Below are 16,090 nucleotides of genomic sequence, written 5' to 3' on the forward strand. Positions count from 1 at the left end.
CGCTCAGTCATAGCCGATAAGAAACCTGTAGCCCTCAACTGACACGATGTAGCTGTTTTACTCCGCCGCACAGATCGCACTTAATTCACAACGCTTCAGCGGGACGATTACTGGGCGGTCGATATCGGGCAAGGTAATGATGCGGCAGTCTATTTCGAACACGGTTCGGATTGCCTCTTCGCGCAGAACATCCTGTGTTGGCCCCTCGCCAGCGATCCGCCCATCATCAAATAACACCACATGATCGGCATACCGCATGGCAAGGTTCAAATCATGCAGCACGATAACAAACCCGTGGCCATTCTCGCGGTTTAGACGCGTAACCAGATCGAGAATGTCGAGTGCGTGAGCGATGTCGAGATGATTGGTCGGTTCATCCAAAAAAATATGCGGCGCTTCTTGCGCCAGTACCATTGCGATCCACGCACGCTGAATCTGGCCGCCCGAAAGTTGCCCGAGGGTGCGCGTGGCAATCCCTGTCATATTGGTTGCCGCAAGCGCACGATCTACTGCGTTTCGATCGGTATCTGTCAACGCAGCAAAGCGCCCACGATGTGAATACCGCCCAAGTAAGGCGAGATCGTAAACTGTCATATCTTCTGGCGCTTGCGGGGATTGGCTCAGCATCGCGACTTCTCGCGCCAAGTCTCGGGGATTCCACTCGCTAACATGACGACCAGCCACCGAGACCGCCCCCTGAACAGGAGAATGCAGCCCACGAAGTACGCGCAATGCAGTGGACTTGCCGCTGCCATTTGGTCCGCAGAATGCGATGATTTTGCCTTCTGGCAAATCCAGATCAACTTTGTGCAACGCTGGCGCGTCATTATATGTTGCGGTGACCTCAGAAAGTGTGGCGAGGGTTTCAACTTTGGACATTTTGCCTCCGAGTTAGGAGCGTCAGGAATAGCGGAGCCCCAAGCAATGCAGTCAATGCTCCGGCGGGCAGTTCGAGCGGATACAGGATCATGCGTGCCACCGTATCGGCGGTCAGCACAAGCAACCCGCCGATCAATGCCGTCACTACGAGATAGCCAAGGGTGAACTGCCCATAGTAAAGGCGCGCAGCCTGTGGTGCGATCAGCCCGACAAAACCAATCGCCCCGACTTGTGACACCGCCAATGCGGTAAGCAGCACCGAAAGGATCAACAAGGCAACACGACTGCGGTTGACAGCGAGGCCGGTGCTCTGTGCGCTTGCGGCATCGAGTGTGATTTGGTTCAGGGGCAAACGCGCCATGATCAGCACAGGTACAGCTATAAACAGCCCGCCCCCAACCACGGCAACGTCACTCCAATGCGCTGCGTTAACCGAACCGGTCAACCAACGCAGCGCTTGCCCAGCGCGATAGACAGGACCGATGATCATCATCAGTGTGACAGCGGCCTTCGCTAGCGCAGACATCGCCACCCCATAAAGGATAAGTCGCAAAGGATCGTTGGGTCTTGGGTCTTGCAGCGCCAAGATCGCAATGAGTGCGGCCAAACCACATGCGCCAAGAATGGCGGCGACTGGCAGCCAGTGAACGGAGACGGTGAGCGCGTTGCTTTCGTTGGAAAACAACCAAAGAAACGTGACGACCCCTAACGCTGCTCCGTCACTGACACCGAGAATTGACGGTACGGCCAGCGGATTACGCAAAGCGCGTTGCATAAGTGCCCCTGCCAACGCCAGCGCCATGCCTGCGAGTACGGCCAAGACGACACGTGGCAGCCGTAACGTCCAAACGATAACACCATCCATGCGGCTTCCACCTCCAAAGACCGCCGCCACTACTCGCTCGGGGGATAGAAAACTCGATCCCAAACCTGTTGCCACAACCAAAGCGACAGCCAAAGCAAACCCGAGCAGCGCAAGCCGCCAATGAGGCTTTCGTAAATAGGTCATAGCGCGACCGCCCGTCGACTACGCAACAGGTACATCAGGAAAGGCGCACCAACGAGAGCAAGAACAGCGCTAATCGGCGCCTCTCCTGGCGCTACGATCAAACGGGCGAGAATATCCGCAAGCACCGCCAAAACCGCACCACAAAGCATCGTGATCAAAGCAAGATGGAAAAAGCCGCGAGACCCGTCGCTTATGCGCCGCGCTATGTGCGGAGCGATAAGCCCGAGAAAGACCACAGGACCAGCCATCGCAACCGCCGCCGCAGCCAATAGCGCCGCCAAAGTTAATGCCGCGAGCCGTATGCGTGTTACTCCAACTCCGATGCCCTGCGCGCTTTGATCATCCAATCGCAAAGCGTCTATGCCACTGGCCATGCTCGCGCATGCGATCAGCGCAACAGGAAGCGCAATCGCCCCGCCCCAAATCATTATGAGAGGCCGATCTGCGAACCCGCCCGAAAGCCAGAACAGCAACGTCTCTAGCGCAGTTTCATCCAGCAGCAACATAACTTGTGTAAGCGAAGCCAACAGCGCCGCTATGGTTACCCCGATCAAAAGGATCGGTCCTGTATTACCAGAAGGTCCAAGCGTCAGGCCAAAACCGAAAACCAATGCAGTTGCTATGAGTGCACCAATCACCGCAAGCGCGCCAATCGCCAGAGGTGAAGACAAGGCAAACACGGTAAGCCCCACTGTCACAGCAAATGCCGCACCTGCGTTGATGCCGAGCAATCCTGGCTCTGCGAGCGGGTTGCGGGTAACGGATTGCATTAACAAGCCGGAGATTGCGAGGGCTGCGCCGGTTAGTGCGCCGATAATCGTACGCGGCACACGAAGAGTTCGAATGATGATTTCTTCGGTTGAAGCGCCTCCGTTTAGCGCTGACCACACAGTCTCAGGCGCATAGACCCGCAACCCGAGGTGCAGGCTGGCAACGCAAGATAACGTCAGGGCTAACACGAGAAATATCAGAGTTCGGATCATTGGCTTCTATCAAGTTGGCTACTGCCGTTGACATAACCAACTAAAATAGTAAACAAAAGCCAATAATTGACAAATACACTCAGAAAAGGATTCCAATATGTTCAAGCCAAGTCGGCTCCTGTGTAGCTTCGGCCTCACGATCGCCCTTGCGACCAATGCCCTTGCGCGCGATATCGAGACTGTCACGGGAACCGTTACAGTCCCTGATGATCCGCAACGCATTGTTGTTTTGACCAATGAGGGAACAGAAGCCGTCCTTTCTCTGGGCTTTACACCCGTTGGTGCAGCCAATTCTTGGAACGGCAATCCTTGGTGGGAGCATATCACCGAAGCGATGGGCGATGCTCTTCCTGTCGGGACTGAAAGCGCTATAAACCTAGAGGCAGTGGCCGCTCTTGAGCCGGATTTGATCCTTGGGAACTTCGCACGCCAAGAAGAGATTTACCCACAACTTTCGGCCATTGCTCCGACGGTTTTATCTGAACGCCTGCGCGGTGACTGGAAAGTCAACTATCGCCTCTACGCAGAAGCACTGGGGCTGGAAGAGGAAGGCGCCGCACAGATCGCGGAATATGACGCCGCAGTCGCAGATTTGCAGGACAAACTTGGCGACAAACTAAACGAAGAAGTTTCGGTTATTCGGTTCCTAGCGGGTCAAATCCGAATTTACCAACTCGACAGCTTTTCTGGTGTCCTCCTGAAAGACGTTGGGTTTGCGCGTCCTGAAATCCAAAACGTGGACGATTTCGCGATCCGTACGGGCAAGGAAGCAATCCCGGACATGGATGGCGACCGTATCTTCTACTTCACCTATGACAACGGAAACGGCGAAGGCCGCTCAGCCGCGCAAGACGCGCTGAATGATCCGCTCTGGCAATCACTTTCCGCAGTGAAAGAGGGCAAGGTGTATGAGGTAAGCGATGCAATCTGGAACACCGCTGGCGGTATTCTTGCGGCAAAGCTCATGCTCGAAGACCTCGACGAAATCTATTCACAAGACGATCAGTGAATACAGTTGGGGTGCTCTAAGAGCGCCCCAATTCCAATTCTATTAGTTTGGCTGCCTATACATAAGATAAGAAATCACGGTTGCTTGTCGCCCTTCACTCAAACCAAAGCCTTTAGCTTGGATTGCCACACACAGGTGGAAGACGCTTTGACTTAGGCAAGTGTCTGCAAACGGAACCAAAGCAAAAGCTCAGAGTTTGCAGCTATTCGCGAGATCAAATAGCGTTCCTGCTCGATGCCGAAACTAAGTTCAGATTTTGGCTTAGATAGCAGGCAAAAGTGTTCTCTCACTTCTGCCTGCTTTTTAATGTTCTAGGATCTATTTGAGTTCCGACGGCTGGATGAAGTCCATATCGGTATAGTCAACGTTGTCGCCGGCCATTGCCCAGATGAAGGTGTATTTGCCAATTCCCGCACCAGAATGGATCGACCACGGCGGCGAAATTGCACCTTCCTCATTGCTGATAAACAAATGACGGGTCTCTTCCGGTTCCCCCATGAGGTGCAGAACGCGCGACTCTTCATCCATCCCCCAATACAGATATGCTTCCATACGGCGATCATGGACGTGCGCGGGCATTGTGTTCCACACAGACCCTTCAAGCAGCGCCGTATACCCAAGTACCAATTGGCAACTCGGCATAACAAGCGGGTGAATAAACTGGTTGATACGCCGTTTGTTCGACGTATCTGCCTCTCCCAAGACCACTTCTTTGCTCTCGGCAATCGTCACAAGACGGTTCGGGTACGCTTGGTGGGCCGGACAGGACGTAATATAAAAACGACCCTCGCCAGCGAAGGTGATCGCCCCTGTGCCCATCCCAAGGTAAAGAACGTCGCCCTGCTCTAGCGTATATGTCTCGCCATCTGCTTCGACGGTGCCGGTTTGGCCAATATTGACAATCCCCATCTCGCGACGTTCGAGAAAGGTCTCGGTACGGGTCTCTTCGACCTTATCAAGAACCAGCGTTCCATTTCCTGGAACCGCGCCACCTACGACAAAGCGATCATAATGGGTGTAAACAAGGTTGATCTCGCCAGTCACGAACATCTTCTGAAACAGAAAATGGTTGCGCAGTTCATCTGTGCCCATTTTTTTGCAATGGTCTTGATGAACGGCGTGGCGGGTTTCGACGTTAAGTGTCAAGTCGTTACTCCTTTGAAGTTGATAATGCCCATTGGGCGGTTAGCCTGCTTTAGCAGACACGCGTGAGAGCGCGGGAACAGGCGGGAAAAGTCCCGCTTGGATGGCGTGGTAAATATCTGGCTTCCCCAAGAATTGCTTTGAAACGGCTTGGCCGGCGTCGTCCAGCTCGGGGAACCAGCCGCCCTTCTCGTGGTCAATCAAGTAGCTGTCTGCGAATGCCCAAAGCGCACGATAGCGCTCCTCATCCTTGGGTTGCGGGTCGACCTTTTGAAGAGCCGCGAAAGCGCCGATTGCCTCTGTCACAGGCCACCAGTACCGATCAGGGACAGATACTTTCCCATCGCGCAAGGTATAGACCAACCCACCGTCGGGCCGCGCCGCATCTGTATAGGCCGTTTCAATCACCCGCCGTGCCTTTGTGGGCATGCTCGCATCGCTTCGACCTTTCAAATCCCAATACTGCAACAGCATACGACCAAGCTCCATGCTGTGCCCAGGCGTACTTCCCGCAGGGCGGAACATCGGGTCGCCTTCGTAGTCGGCATCAACCTTCCAGTTCTCGTCAAAATGCTCCGGCAAACGCCAGTTATACGCGGGGGCCAGTTCATCAAAGAAGAACGAAAGAATTCGACCGGCGCGTTCGAGATATGCAGTGTCATCCGTTGCTTCGTATGCGGCCAAATGCGCTTCGACAGCGTGCATATTGGCGTTTAACCCGCGATAGGCGGAGAATGTCGTCCAGTCCGCACGGAATTCATCCGCAAACCGGCCATGTGCCTCTTCCCAATAGCGGGTTTGCAGAACTTCGGTCACATCGGCAAGCAAACGGTCCGCATCACTATGCCCTGCATCTTTTGCAGTCGAGGCCGCGAGCAATACAAAGACATGCCCATAAGCAAGCTTAACGTCACTTGCCGCCGTGCCATCGCGGTTTACTGATGAAAAGTATCCGCCATGAACCGGATCCCGTTGCTGGTTCCACAGATACGCCATCCCCGCATCAATTACGTCATCACACCCGTCAAATCCGAATTGTTTGGCAAGCGCGAAGGAATGCACCATGCGCGCTGTTGTGTGAATTTCTTGCGGCCCGTCGGGCAGTGGTGCACCGTCAAAATCCGGCACGTCAAATCCACCATCACTGCGCAGCATAGGTCGGAAAAAACCGAGCTGCGCCCGAACGTCGTTCTTTAGAAACTTCTGGTGCATTGGGTCGTTGATCCAAAGACCGTCCCACTGTGGATCGCCGATTATCGCTTGAGTAGATTGTTTGTTCGCCATTTGGTACACGCCATTATTGATTTTCATTTCATTTAAACTTGCTGCGAACAGCAAATTCACCACAGCATTGACATCGGCCAAAAGACTGCGGTGCAAACCTGATTGTTCACGCTAACTATGCCCTCTACCGCATTCCACATAGCAAGCGAACCAGCTTTCTCCGTTTTTTGCTGTGCCGAGAAGCTGTGGTACTTCAACTTTCGGTGTCAAAAGAGACAAGTTTGCTGCAGGCACATGCAGGCGAGATTTTCGATTTCCGTTCAGGTCTTGGATCAAGCTTCCAAGCTCAGCTTCAACACGCCCCGCTGTGTCCCATGTCGATCGAACATGCGGCAGCATGCAATCACGCGGTGAGGCAAAGCCCCCTTCGATCAACTCGAGCTCAACTGCACTGCGAATACGATGCTTCCTGATGTGACCTGCGCCGTCAAAACTCAGCCAACTCTCAATTATTACATCGTCATAAGGCTGCCATTGTGTGTGCAATACCTTCTCTGTCAGGCTAATGCGGGTGCTATTTTGCCGTATTTTCCAAGGCCGCCCCACAACATTAACCGCGAGTGAGTTATCAAGCGCAGCCGTATCAAATTGCGTATCTCGTGCTTCAACACAGAATGGCGCCGCAGTTGAGTAGGCAAATTTCGCGTATTTCTCGGCACCATGTCGAAACATAGGAGCGTCCTGCCCTGCGGAAAGTACAGTGACCTCACTATCAGCGTTTCGAAGCAAAAAACCTGGCTCCTTTTGAAGCTCAATTTGATCGGCACCGAACGGAAACGGCAACTCCTCTGCCTGCCAGAAGGGATGCTCGTCAGGGATGGCCAGCAAGAGAAATGTCTTCATGGCCCAGTAAGGAGACCCAGGTGAGTTATAATCCTCTGCCATTTGGGGGTTGGCATAGCCATAGCCAACAGACAAAATGCCATCACGATCAGAAATCGGCTGCTCTGACCACCAACGTAAGTTCCGCAATACTATCCCTTTGAGCACACCCCACGGCAAGACCGGATCAGGATCGCACAAAGCGTAGACTCCGAAAAACGCTGTCATGGCAAAGCGATAAGTCATAGAGCGGCCAAAGGCTAGCCCGCGCCCCTCGCTGTCAAACCATCGCGCAAATTGCGGCGCGAACTGCCTTGCGCGGGCAAGGTGATCGCCCTTATCGGTTTCTGGCGCAAAGTGTTGCAGCAGCAGGCCGTAAACGTGAAACGCAAATCCGACATAGTGATCAACACGGTTTCCCGGCCCATCCTGGTACCACCCCTGCCCCAGATACAGGGCATCCAACGCGGCGCGCTCCTGATCGCCACTATCACCTGGTGGGCCATCGCCCGTAGCTCGTAAACCCGCGTCGATCAGCAGACGAAAATACATCCAATTGTTGGGCGAAAACTCTCGCGTCCTGGCCTGAAGCAAATAGGCCCGTACCCGCAATTTCGCTGGATCCGACAGCGGTTCCCAAAGTTCATCTTTGGCGACCAGAAGCGCAAACCCAATTGCCGCTAGCTCCACAAGGCGTTGATCGACATGGTTCAGGTCGCCCCAATATTCCGAATGTTCCGGATTGGTACCGTTCTCAAGCCCTCTGCGATAAGGCTCCCAATCAATTTCCTTTTCACCACCAGCGTATGCGGCCGCCAATGCCCAAAGCGGGCGAGCAAACCCTTCAAGCTCCGCGGCGCCATGATCAAATATCGCACCCGTCGGTCCAAGCCGAACACGTGCACGCCCTACTGACCGATGCGCCTCAAGCGGTTCCAGTAGACGAAACATAGCCGCAATTAGGTCTGATTTTGTTTTCAGGCGCTGCCCATGTAGCGGGTTGTGCCTGACATATGGCGCAAGTGCCTTATCAACCGCCATCACCTACAACCCGAATAGCGTTGGCAGCGCCAAACTGATTGCCGGAACGAATGTAATAAGCAACAACCCAGCAGCCTGAAGCGCAAAGATGGGCAACAACGGTCCGATTACTTTACTGATGGGTTCACCGCTAATCGAACAGGACACAAATAAGACGGTACCAACCGGCGGCGTCACGAGGCCAAGTGCGAGGTTATAAATCAGAATTACACCAAAATGTACCGGATCAACACCAAGTTCTGTTACGATTGGATAGAAAATCGGCGTAAAGATCAGCATTGCCGGTGACATATCCATAAATACCCCGACAACCAACAAAATCAGGTTGATCATCAGCAGAATGACGATGAAATTGTCGCTGACGGACGTCATCAACACGCGCACAGTCTCGGGGATCGAGGCGAATGTCATCGACCAGCTCATCATCGTCGAGGCTGCAATCAAGAACAAGATTGCGCCCGTAACGATTGAGGTATCGCGCAGGATTTCAAAGAGCTTGCGCAAATTGAGGCCACGATAAACCAGCGCAAGCATGAGACTATAAACAACCGCGATGCCTGACCCTTCGATGGCGGTAAACGCGCCGCCGAGAATACCCGAGATCACGATTACAACCAACATGAGGCTTGGGGCTGCGCGCATAAACAGTCGCATGGTTTCTGCGCGGGATGGCTTGTCGGACTCAGCTTCGTAGCCGTGTTTTTTGGCATACCAATAAGCAACCAACATAACCGAAAGCCCCATGATAATGCCCGGCAAATACCCTGCCATAAACAAGGCAATAATAGACGCCCCACCACCTGTAATCAGAGAATAAACAATCAACGCACCGGACGGCGGTATCAACATTCCGGATGGCGCCGATGCGGCGTTCACCGCCGTGGTCATTGCCATATTGTACCCTTTTTCACGGGCCACCGGATTGATGATACCACCAATCGCCGTCGCCGAAGCAATGCCGGACCCTGAAAGCGTCCCGAAAAGCATATTTGCAAGCACATTGGTTTGCCAAAGGCTTCCGGGAATACGCCCCCCCAAAAGCATCGCAAAATCAATCAAACGCCGAGCGAGGCCAGTGGCGTTCATGATATTGCCCGCCAGAATAAAGAACGGCAGAGCCAGAAATCCAAAACTATCAAGGCCGTTGAACATTGTTTCGCCAACGGTTGGCATCATCACATCAAGATCGATCTGAAGGCCAAGCGTAAGAACACCAGCAAAGGCAAGCCCAATCGCAATTGGCGCGCCGATGATTAGAAAAACAACGAAAGTCGTGAATAGAACAATCGTAGAGGTCAATTCCAAAGAGGAATAGACGTGCTCTGACATCCAATCAGATTGCCAAAGCGTCACAATACACGCCCCAAAGATAGCAACTATAAGCGTTGCAATTGCAAGCTGCCCAAAGGTAGCCCCTTCTGTCGGCGCAGGAGCTTGAGGATCACGCGGTACGATACCGAGTTGACACAAGACCCGGATCGTTTCCGCAATCAGGATCATGGCACCGCAAATGATCAACACAGACTGCAACCAGCCAACGGGAATCTGTGTCATCGGGGTCAACATTTTACTGTTGGCAACAAAGCTTGTGGAGCCGCCCCAAATCAGGATGGCGCCGAATATCATCGAAAGTTCGGAGTTAATGAACCGCAAAATCTTCTGCGGCACCGGCGGCAATACATCAATCAACAGCGGCAAACTCATATGCCGCCCGCCAACAAAGCAATACCCCGCCGCTATCATCCCCAACCAGATCAGAGAAAAGCGCAAGAATTCCTCGGAATACATGCTTGGGATATTCAGCAAATAACGGGATGCAACCTGCCAAGAGATCGCAACGACCATGAGGGCCAAAAGGATCGCAAGAAACAACGCGATCGCACCTTCGACAGCCCGCCCAACCTTGATAATCGCAGGTGTTGTATTCCCGCCTGCTAATGATTGCGCAGGATTTTCCATGATGCCCCCTCCACGGTAGTAAACCCCGCCGCCCGTTTTCGGGCGACGGGAAAGTATATTAGAACTCGCGGTTCTCGATTGCGAAGATCGCTTCGATCAAAGGACGTTTTGCCTCGTCAGCGCGAGCATTTTCATACATCGGACGCACCGCTTCGATAAAGGGAGCAGTATCGACTTCGATAACTTGAACGCCCATTTCGTCAACAGCTTTCTGAAGATCAGCCGCTTCGCTTGCATCAGAGAATTCAACCGACTTCAGGCTGATTTTCTGGAACTCTTCCTGAACGATCTCAAGATCAGCAGGGTCAAGGCTCTCAACAAAACGGTTCGACGTCACAACAAAGTCCGTAAGTCGAGTCTGGTTAGTAAGAAGTGCGTATTTTGCGACCTCACCGAATTGCGCAACATAGAGCCCCGCAAGACCACCCTCGGCACCATCAACGATCCCTTGCTGCAGTCCGGCATATAGCTCGCCAAATGGCAACGGTGTTGGTACTGCACCAAACAACGACAGCATTTCCATATAAGTTGGGCTCGCGATTGCACGCAGCTTCAGACCCTGAATATCCTCGAAGCTCTCAACAGGCTCTGTTGTGTAAATCGAGCGGAACCCCGAAGAGATAAAGCCTAGCGGAACAACATTGTGCTCTGCTGTAGCATCAAACAGCGCTTGCTGGACTTCTGGAGCTGTCATGACTTCGGCATATTCCTCGGATGTACGGAATACGTATGGAAGGTTCATAACCCCAACAGCCGATGCAACATTCTCAAGTGTACCGGAGTTTACAAGACCCGCATCGATAACGCCGCGCTGGATTTGCTGGAAGTACTGGCCCTGATCGCCAAGTACACCGTCATTAAACATACGAAATTCAACACGCCCTTCTGTGCGCTCTGCAACTGCGCCCGCAAATTCGGCAAGCAATTGGCCCGCGGTGCTGTTGTCGGACACGTTTGTTGCCAAACGATAGGTGTCTGCCATAGCAGTAGTAGAAGCCAAAGACGCGACCAAAGTGCCGGCTGCAGCCAAACGGGTAAACATAGTCATGGTATTTCCTCCTGTAGCGCGGCGCACGCGAAACTTTCGCTTCGATCCGCACAGCCGCCTCCCATTTCAACACGTAATTTTTGCGAGTTTTGTAACGTTCTCGCATCATTTCGATGACCCTAGTTACGAAGTTCGTCACACTTCGTCAAGAAACTTTCTTACTTGACGAAACATTCGAAAAGAGAGAAACAGCATTTCGGAGGACGAAAAATGAGCGACACACAAAAGACTTCATATTTCTCAGGCGCATCCGATGCGAATGCCGAGGGTAATCCCACTTACGAGGCTGCTCTCCTGCGCTGTGTTGAGCGTCTGAGAGAGGTCTTGCCGAAGGCAGGGCTGCGCAACCCCAAGATCGGGCGTGCCGATAATACGTGGATCTGGTGCGATGGCCCGGATTGGGTCATGGGCTTTCTCTCCGGACAGCTGTGGCTCGCCCACCAACTTACTGGTGACACTACATTTTCCGCCGCTGCCCGCGCCCGCCGCGGCGCCTTCCGCCAAATGCTAGATGATCGCAAAGCACGCGACCATGACCTCGGATTCGTTTACTCTCTCTCCTCTGTCGCCGAGTGGCAGATGACGGGTGACAAAACCGCACGCGACATGGGAATCGAAGCCGCCCGCGCGCTTGTCGCTCGGTTCCGCGAGGACGGACAATATATACAAGCTTGGAACCCCGTCGGCCCTCATGATCGTGAGCAAGCTCGATTCGCCAATGGGCGTATGATCGCGGACACGATCCAAAATCTGGCGCTCCTTCATTGGGCCCACCGCGAAACCGGAATCACCGATTTTCGCGAAGTGGCAGACCTTCACGAGGCAACATCACTGCGCTTTCTCGTTCGCGCTGACGATACAACGTTCCACACCTATACATTCGACCCAGCCACCGGAGAGCCCCTCCGCGGTGAAACGCACCAAGGATATGCGGACGATTCCTGCTGGGCGCGCGGACAGGCTTGGCTCATTCACGGTTTTGCCAATTGTTACCGGCTAACAGGGCGTATTTCGGCGTTAGACGCTGCCCGCCGTCTCGCAGCAAAATTCGAAGGATTGTTAGGAGATAGCGCCGTTCCGGTTTGGGATTTCGCCCTGCCCGCCAACGGATCACACCCAATCGACAGCTCAGCTTCAGCAGTCACCGCCGCTGGCGCATTCATGTTGGCAGATTTGGTTCCCGCCGAAGAAGCACCACGCTGGAAAGCTTTTGGGCATCGCCTTCTGGATGGGTTACTTGAGGAATGTGACCTCACCAATATTAAAGGAGCGCAAGGCCTCCTTGGGCATGGGGCTGGACATGTTCCGGCAGGCCGTGAAGATGCAATGCTTCCTTATGGCGATTACTATTTCATGGAAGCCCTGATGCGAGCTCAAGGCCACAAAGCGTTCTTCTGGTAGTACGACAGATATTCAGAACGCCGCTACGAAAGTTTCGTTTGCCTCTCGTGGCGATGTCCTGCTACCCAGTAAGGGATTGTAAATACAGGTTTCAACCGCGTTTATCACAGGAAAGACCCTACCGTGGCCACATCCCGAACGACCAATCCAACTCTTAAGGATATCGCCAAAGCAGCCGGTGTCTCTGTGGCCGCGGTTTCCAAGGTCTTAAATAACCGCGAGGGCGTCGGCGAAGACACACGCCAGCGCATCCTGACCACAATTGATGAACTTGGCTATAACGGGCGCGCGGGTCGTGACTCCATCGTCGGCAGCGCGACCATCTTGACTTTAGAGCAATACGTTACCAACGATGCGTTCTACGGTGAAATTCTAGAGTCTGTAAAAGCCGCCAGCCTGCGCTCGGGGTTGGATATCGGGATTTCAGTATATCGCAGTGCAACAGACATGCGCGTGGCCGTAGAGAAAAGCACCGTCGGCGGACCACTTATGCTTATGGGAGTCGACCAACCCGATATCGTTGACGCTGTGATTGACCGCGGTTTGACAGGTGTGATCGTGAACGGCATGGATCGCTCAATGCAACTCACCAGCGTTTCGCCGGATTATCATTTCGGCGCCGCACTTGCGACGCAACACCTTATTTCTCTCGGGCACAAAGACATTCTTCACGTTACACACCCCTACCGTGAATCAATCAGGCGACGCATTGATGGATTCCGAAATGCACTCGAAGAAGCCGGTATTGCATTCAACCCCGAGCAACATATCCTTGACCTCGGAGCGCCTCAGAATATTTCACTCGCAGCGCGAGATATCGTGCTGCAGAGGCTCAAGCACGAGCCCGTTCCTACAGCAATTTTCTGTATGAACGACATGGTCGCACTCGGCGCCATGCAAGCGGCACAGAGCTTGGGCCTATCTGTTCCTGACGATATTTCTATTGTTGGCTTTGACGGGCTTTCAATAGGTGAGTACGCGACACCGCCGCTTACCTCTGTTCAAACCAACCGTGCGTCTCTTGGTGAAATTGGTGTGAGCCTCTTGGTCGAGCGCATCAACCAGCCCACCGCCGCAGTTCAGCGCGTGACAACAGGCGGCAAACTGATCGTGCGCCGTTCATCAACTACGTCGCCAAGGTAAGAAACGGATTAGGCCCACCAAGGCTCGTATGTAAGTTTGGTTTCTAAAACGGCACAAGCAGCGGCCTTGACCGGAACCGATCACATTCGAGCAAAAGAAGACGGTGGCCTTCCGCAGCTACTGCGGAAGGCGCGGCTAAAATTCTGCGCACTCTCATAGCCAAGATAAGTTGCAACATCCTGAACAGACCATGCTTCGTCTTTCAGAAGACACTTTGCTGTTTCGGTTCGCACTTGATTACCCAAGACCCGAAAGTTGGTGCCCTCTGTTCTCAAGCCGCCGCTGCAAGGCTCTTGCTCCAATATCTAAAGTGTGAGCCGCATCCTCAAGTCTGATATCATCATTGGCGATTTGAAGCATTATGATGCAAAAAATAATTCTGAGAAACTTTTGGGAAGCGTCTCTGAGCGCTCCAGAACAACATCGTTCAGCGTAGTGCCCAAAGCATCGGCAGAACTAGCAGATTTTTTCATCTCAGTTTGACGAAACCTGATTTTAAGCCGATCGCTTCCCCACACGATTTGGCAACCAAACGTATCTGCAATAGTTTCATGATCTTTGGGACGAGGAAGATTGCAGGTAATCCGAAGAGGGCGTCAAGCGTTCCCGAGGTAATGCCTAAAGATAATGAAGACCGACAAGACCGTAAATCAACCGAAGGATTGCTCGGAGCCGACAAACGAGATTGCAAACAGGAAGAGCGCGCGGCCTCATAATTGAGGTATCCTAGGTTTCTTGAAGAAAACTTCGAGAAGGAAACTGTTCGCATCGTCGCTGTTCGGAGAAACGGCCGCACCAACCGAACCAGACGAAAGAGAAACAATGAAGATCAACCTTATGCTGTCCGCAACAGCTATGTCATTGGCAATGCCTGCGTTTGCTCAGGACTACGCTGCCGATGTTCCTGAGAATGTTCTGACGCCGGATGTCGTGGAAACACAAACCCTTGGAGCCATAGTGTTTTTTGACAGGATGCCGAATGCAGATACGTCGAGAAGGTTCTTGACAATCTGGACCTAATACGCACAACCACTGCTTTCTTGGATGGTATGAAAATTGCATCTCTACACGGCATTTGAATACATGGCCGATATCGGCGCACTCGGAGCGGACAAAGGTAAAGGTGGGAAGTATCTTCCGCTGCACAATGACGATGAAACGCCAGTAACAGAAGGCTATTTCGAGCTGCGGACCAAGACCTACGAGCATTGGCTGTTGTTGCAACGCTCTCCTGAATCTTACGGAAGCGCCGAGGGGCCGGTTACCGAAATCAAGGATGGCCTAAATGTCTATTCATACGCCAACGCCGAAAACCCTCCAGAAGAAACCTTCATCAATATCTCGGGCGTGCAGCACAACACTGTGCGTACCAACAATGCAGACTTCTTTGAGGAAGTCCACATTGAATTGGAATACAACCCCGAAAGCGCGTTCGCGCCCGAAGTCCTTGGCACTTTTGCCTCAATCGGCTTGAAAAAAAGGTGAGCCATTTGAGCCCGATGAACGCATGCACTCGATCATGACGAAGGCCGCTCGTATCGCGAATGCCACCGCGCGAGCGATTACTTATGCGTCACGTAACCAAGGCGTTAACTTCTACGAAGATCGCCAATGGAATTCGCCCTTTCACGCCAAAGCTACGAGTTCCTCCAGGATGGTGCCCGCATTCTAGATGACCGCACCTATTTCTCCTACATGGCAGCTACACTATCTACGTCGGCCCCAAGGCGCCTGAAGGCTGGAAAAACAACTGTCCCTGTCAAAAGCTTCAACGTCATGATGCGACTCTACGGCCTTCTGGAGCCGTGGTTTGATAAGAACTGGAAATCGGGCGACTTTGAACTGGTAGCGTAGCTCTCGATTTCATTGAGTGTGTATCAGCTGGTGGAGCGTAAGAACTCCATCGGCTTCTCACATTTTTCAGTGATAGAATTGCTTGAGACGGCAAAATCAGGTGCGAAGAAGAACCAAAGCGCATCTTGGACGCGTTACTCGGATATTTAGCAAAAATGAACAGTAGAAAATGTTTCATTGCCTCTAGTGTTCTCAAAAAATTTTCTTCGTGCAAAGTACCCAAAGGCTCATATTGCTCCAGCGTCCTTAGCTCATGTTTCCGATCCATTTCTCATTCAGAGAGCCGCAAGAAACTTAGAGTAGAGCCATGCTGCTGTTTTGCGCAGATAAAGGAGCAGCCTCTTTAGGGCCCCAACGAACTGAAGAAAAAAGAAAGGTGGCGGACAGACAGGGATTCGAACCCTGGAGACGGTCTCCCGCCTACACACTTTCCAGGCGTGCGCCTTCGACCACTCGGCCACCTGTCCGTAGCGCGGGTTTTAGTGCGGGAGCTTCAGGGTTGCAAGGGAAAATCT

Annotated in this window: 15 protein-coding genes and 1 tRNA gene; 6 read left to right on the forward strand and 10 right to left on the reverse strand. The window is 52.9% G+C overall.

All coding sequences use genetic code 11. The annotated features are described in order from the left end of the window. Positions 1-57: 57 nt before the first annotated feature. The 3 genes from N9C89_RS08265 to N9C89_RS08275 are packed head-to-tail and all read right to left on the reverse strand — an operon-like array spanning position 58 to position 2,871. Positions 58-879, reverse strand: coding sequence for an ABC transporter ATP-binding protein (locus N9C89_RS08265; RefSeq protein ID WP_263953413.1), 822 nt, complete (start codon positions 877-879; stop codon positions 58-60). Then, positions 866-1,888, reverse strand: a complete 1,023-nt coding sequence (locus N9C89_RS08270; protein ID WP_263953414.1) for a FecCD family ABC transporter permease — start codon at positions 1,886-1,888, stop codon at positions 866-868. The genes N9C89_RS08265 and N9C89_RS08270 overlap by 14 nt, the downstream gene beginning before the upstream one ends. Further along, positions 1,885-2,871 carry a FecCD family ABC transporter permease gene (locus N9C89_RS08275; protein ID WP_263953415.1) on the reverse strand — a complete coding sequence of 329 codons (987 nt, stop codon included), beginning with the start codon at positions 2,869-2,871 and terminating at the stop codon, positions 1,885-1,887. The genes N9C89_RS08270 and N9C89_RS08275 overlap by 4 nt, the downstream gene beginning before the upstream one ends. A gap of 97 nt (positions 2,872-2,968) precedes the next feature. Here N9C89_RS08275 and N9C89_RS08280 point away from each other — a divergent pair, with 97 nt between their 5' ends. Beyond that, positions 2,969-3,880 (forward strand): ABC transporter substrate-binding protein, encoded by a 912-nt coding sequence (locus N9C89_RS08280; RefSeq protein WP_263953416.1) that lies wholly within the window; start codon positions 2,969-2,971, stop codon positions 3,878-3,880. Between the two features lie 318 nt (positions 3,881-4,198). Here N9C89_RS08280 and kduI read toward each other — a convergent pair whose 3' ends face one another. The 5 genes from kduI to dctP all read right to left on the reverse strand — a co-directional run bounded on the left by kduI (position 4,199) and on the right by dctP (position 11,177). Then, positions 4,199-5,026: a 5-dehydro-4-deoxy-D-glucuronate isomerase gene (kduI, locus tag N9C89_RS08285; protein WP_263953417.1), complete on the reverse strand. Its 828-nt coding sequence runs from the start codon at positions 5,024-5,026 to the stop codon at positions 4,199-4,201. 39 nt (positions 5,027-5,065) lie between these two features. Continuing rightward, on the reverse strand, positions 5,066-6,307 hold the full coding sequence (locus tag N9C89_RS08290; protein ID WP_263953418.1) for an AGE family epimerase/isomerase: 1,242 nt from the start codon (positions 6,305-6,307) through the stop codon (positions 5,066-5,068). Positions 6,308-6,418: 111 nt separating this feature from the next. Next, positions 6,419-8,170 carry a DUF2264 domain-containing protein gene (locus tag N9C89_RS08295; protein WP_263953419.1) on the reverse strand — a complete coding sequence of 584 codons (1,752 nt, stop codon included), beginning with the start codon at positions 8,168-8,170 and terminating at the stop codon, positions 6,419-6,421. A 3-nt stretch (positions 8,171-8,173) separates the two neighbouring features. After that, on the reverse strand, positions 8,174-10,129 hold the full coding sequence (locus N9C89_RS08300) for a TRAP transporter large permease subunit (protein ID WP_263953420.1): 1,956 nt from the start codon (positions 10,127-10,129) through the stop codon (positions 8,174-8,176). Positions 10,130-10,187: 58 nt separating this feature from the next. After that, the gene (gene dctP, locus N9C89_RS08305; RefSeq protein ID WP_263953421.1) at positions 10,188-11,177 is read right to left on the reverse strand and encodes a TRAP transporter substrate-binding protein DctP; all 990 of its coding nucleotides are present in this window, start codon (positions 11,175-11,177) and stop codon (positions 10,188-10,190) included. Between the two features lie 210 nt (positions 11,178-11,387). Here dctP and N9C89_RS08310 point away from each other — a divergent pair, with 210 nt between their 5' ends. Both N9C89_RS08310 and N9C89_RS08315 read left to right on the forward strand, forming a co-directional pair. Then, complete coding sequence (locus N9C89_RS08310) at positions 11,388-12,578, forward strand: glycoside hydrolase family 88 protein (protein WP_263953422.1); 1,191 nt, start codon at positions 11,388-11,390, stop codon at positions 12,576-12,578. Between the two features lie 123 nt (positions 12,579-12,701). Continuing rightward, positions 12,702-13,721 carry a LacI family DNA-binding transcriptional regulator gene (locus tag N9C89_RS08315; protein ID WP_263953423.1) on the forward strand — a complete coding sequence of 340 codons (1,020 nt, stop codon included), beginning with the start codon at positions 12,702-12,704 and terminating at the stop codon, positions 13,719-13,721. An 80-nt stretch (positions 13,722-13,801) separates the two neighbouring features. Here the strand turns inward: N9C89_RS08315 and N9C89_RS16180 are convergent, their stop codons facing one another. Beyond that, complete coding sequence (locus tag N9C89_RS16180) at positions 13,802-14,023, reverse strand: helix-turn-helix domain-containing protein (RefSeq protein WP_394358491.1); 222 nt, start codon at positions 14,021-14,023, stop codon at positions 13,802-13,804. A gap of 520 nt (positions 14,024-14,543) precedes the next feature. On the opposite strand from N9C89_RS16180, the gene N9C89_RS08320 reads away from it, so the two are divergent. The 3 genes from N9C89_RS08320 (at position 14,544) to N9C89_RS08330 (ending at position 15,575) form a co-directional block, all read left to right on the forward strand. Next, entirely contained in the window at positions 14,544-14,741 is a 198-nt protein-coding gene (locus tag N9C89_RS08320; RefSeq protein WP_263953424.1) for a hypothetical protein, read from the forward strand. Positions 14,742-14,804: 63 nt separating this feature from the next. After that, positions 14,805-15,206 (forward strand): hypothetical protein, encoded by a 402-nt coding sequence (locus tag N9C89_RS08325; protein ID WP_263953425.1) that lies wholly within the window; start codon positions 14,805-14,807, stop codon positions 15,204-15,206. Between the two features lie 126 nt (positions 15,207-15,332). Beyond that, the gene (locus tag N9C89_RS08330) at positions 15,333-15,575 is read left to right on the forward strand and encodes a hypothetical protein (RefSeq protein WP_263953426.1); all 243 of its coding nucleotides are present in this window, start codon (positions 15,333-15,335) and stop codon (positions 15,573-15,575) included. A gap of 377 nt (positions 15,576-15,952) precedes the next feature. On the opposite strand, the gene N9C89_RS08335 is transcribed toward N9C89_RS08330, so the two are convergent. After that, positions 15,953-16,042, reverse strand: a tRNA-Ser gene (locus tag N9C89_RS08335). Positions 16,043-16,090 lie beyond the last annotated feature (48 nt).

The organism is Halocynthiibacter sp. SDUM655004 (genome assembly GCF_026015885.1).
Taxonomy (GTDB): domain Bacteria; phylum Pseudomonadota; class Alphaproteobacteria; order Rhodobacterales; family Rhodobacteraceae; genus Falsihalocynthiibacter; species Falsihalocynthiibacter halioticoli.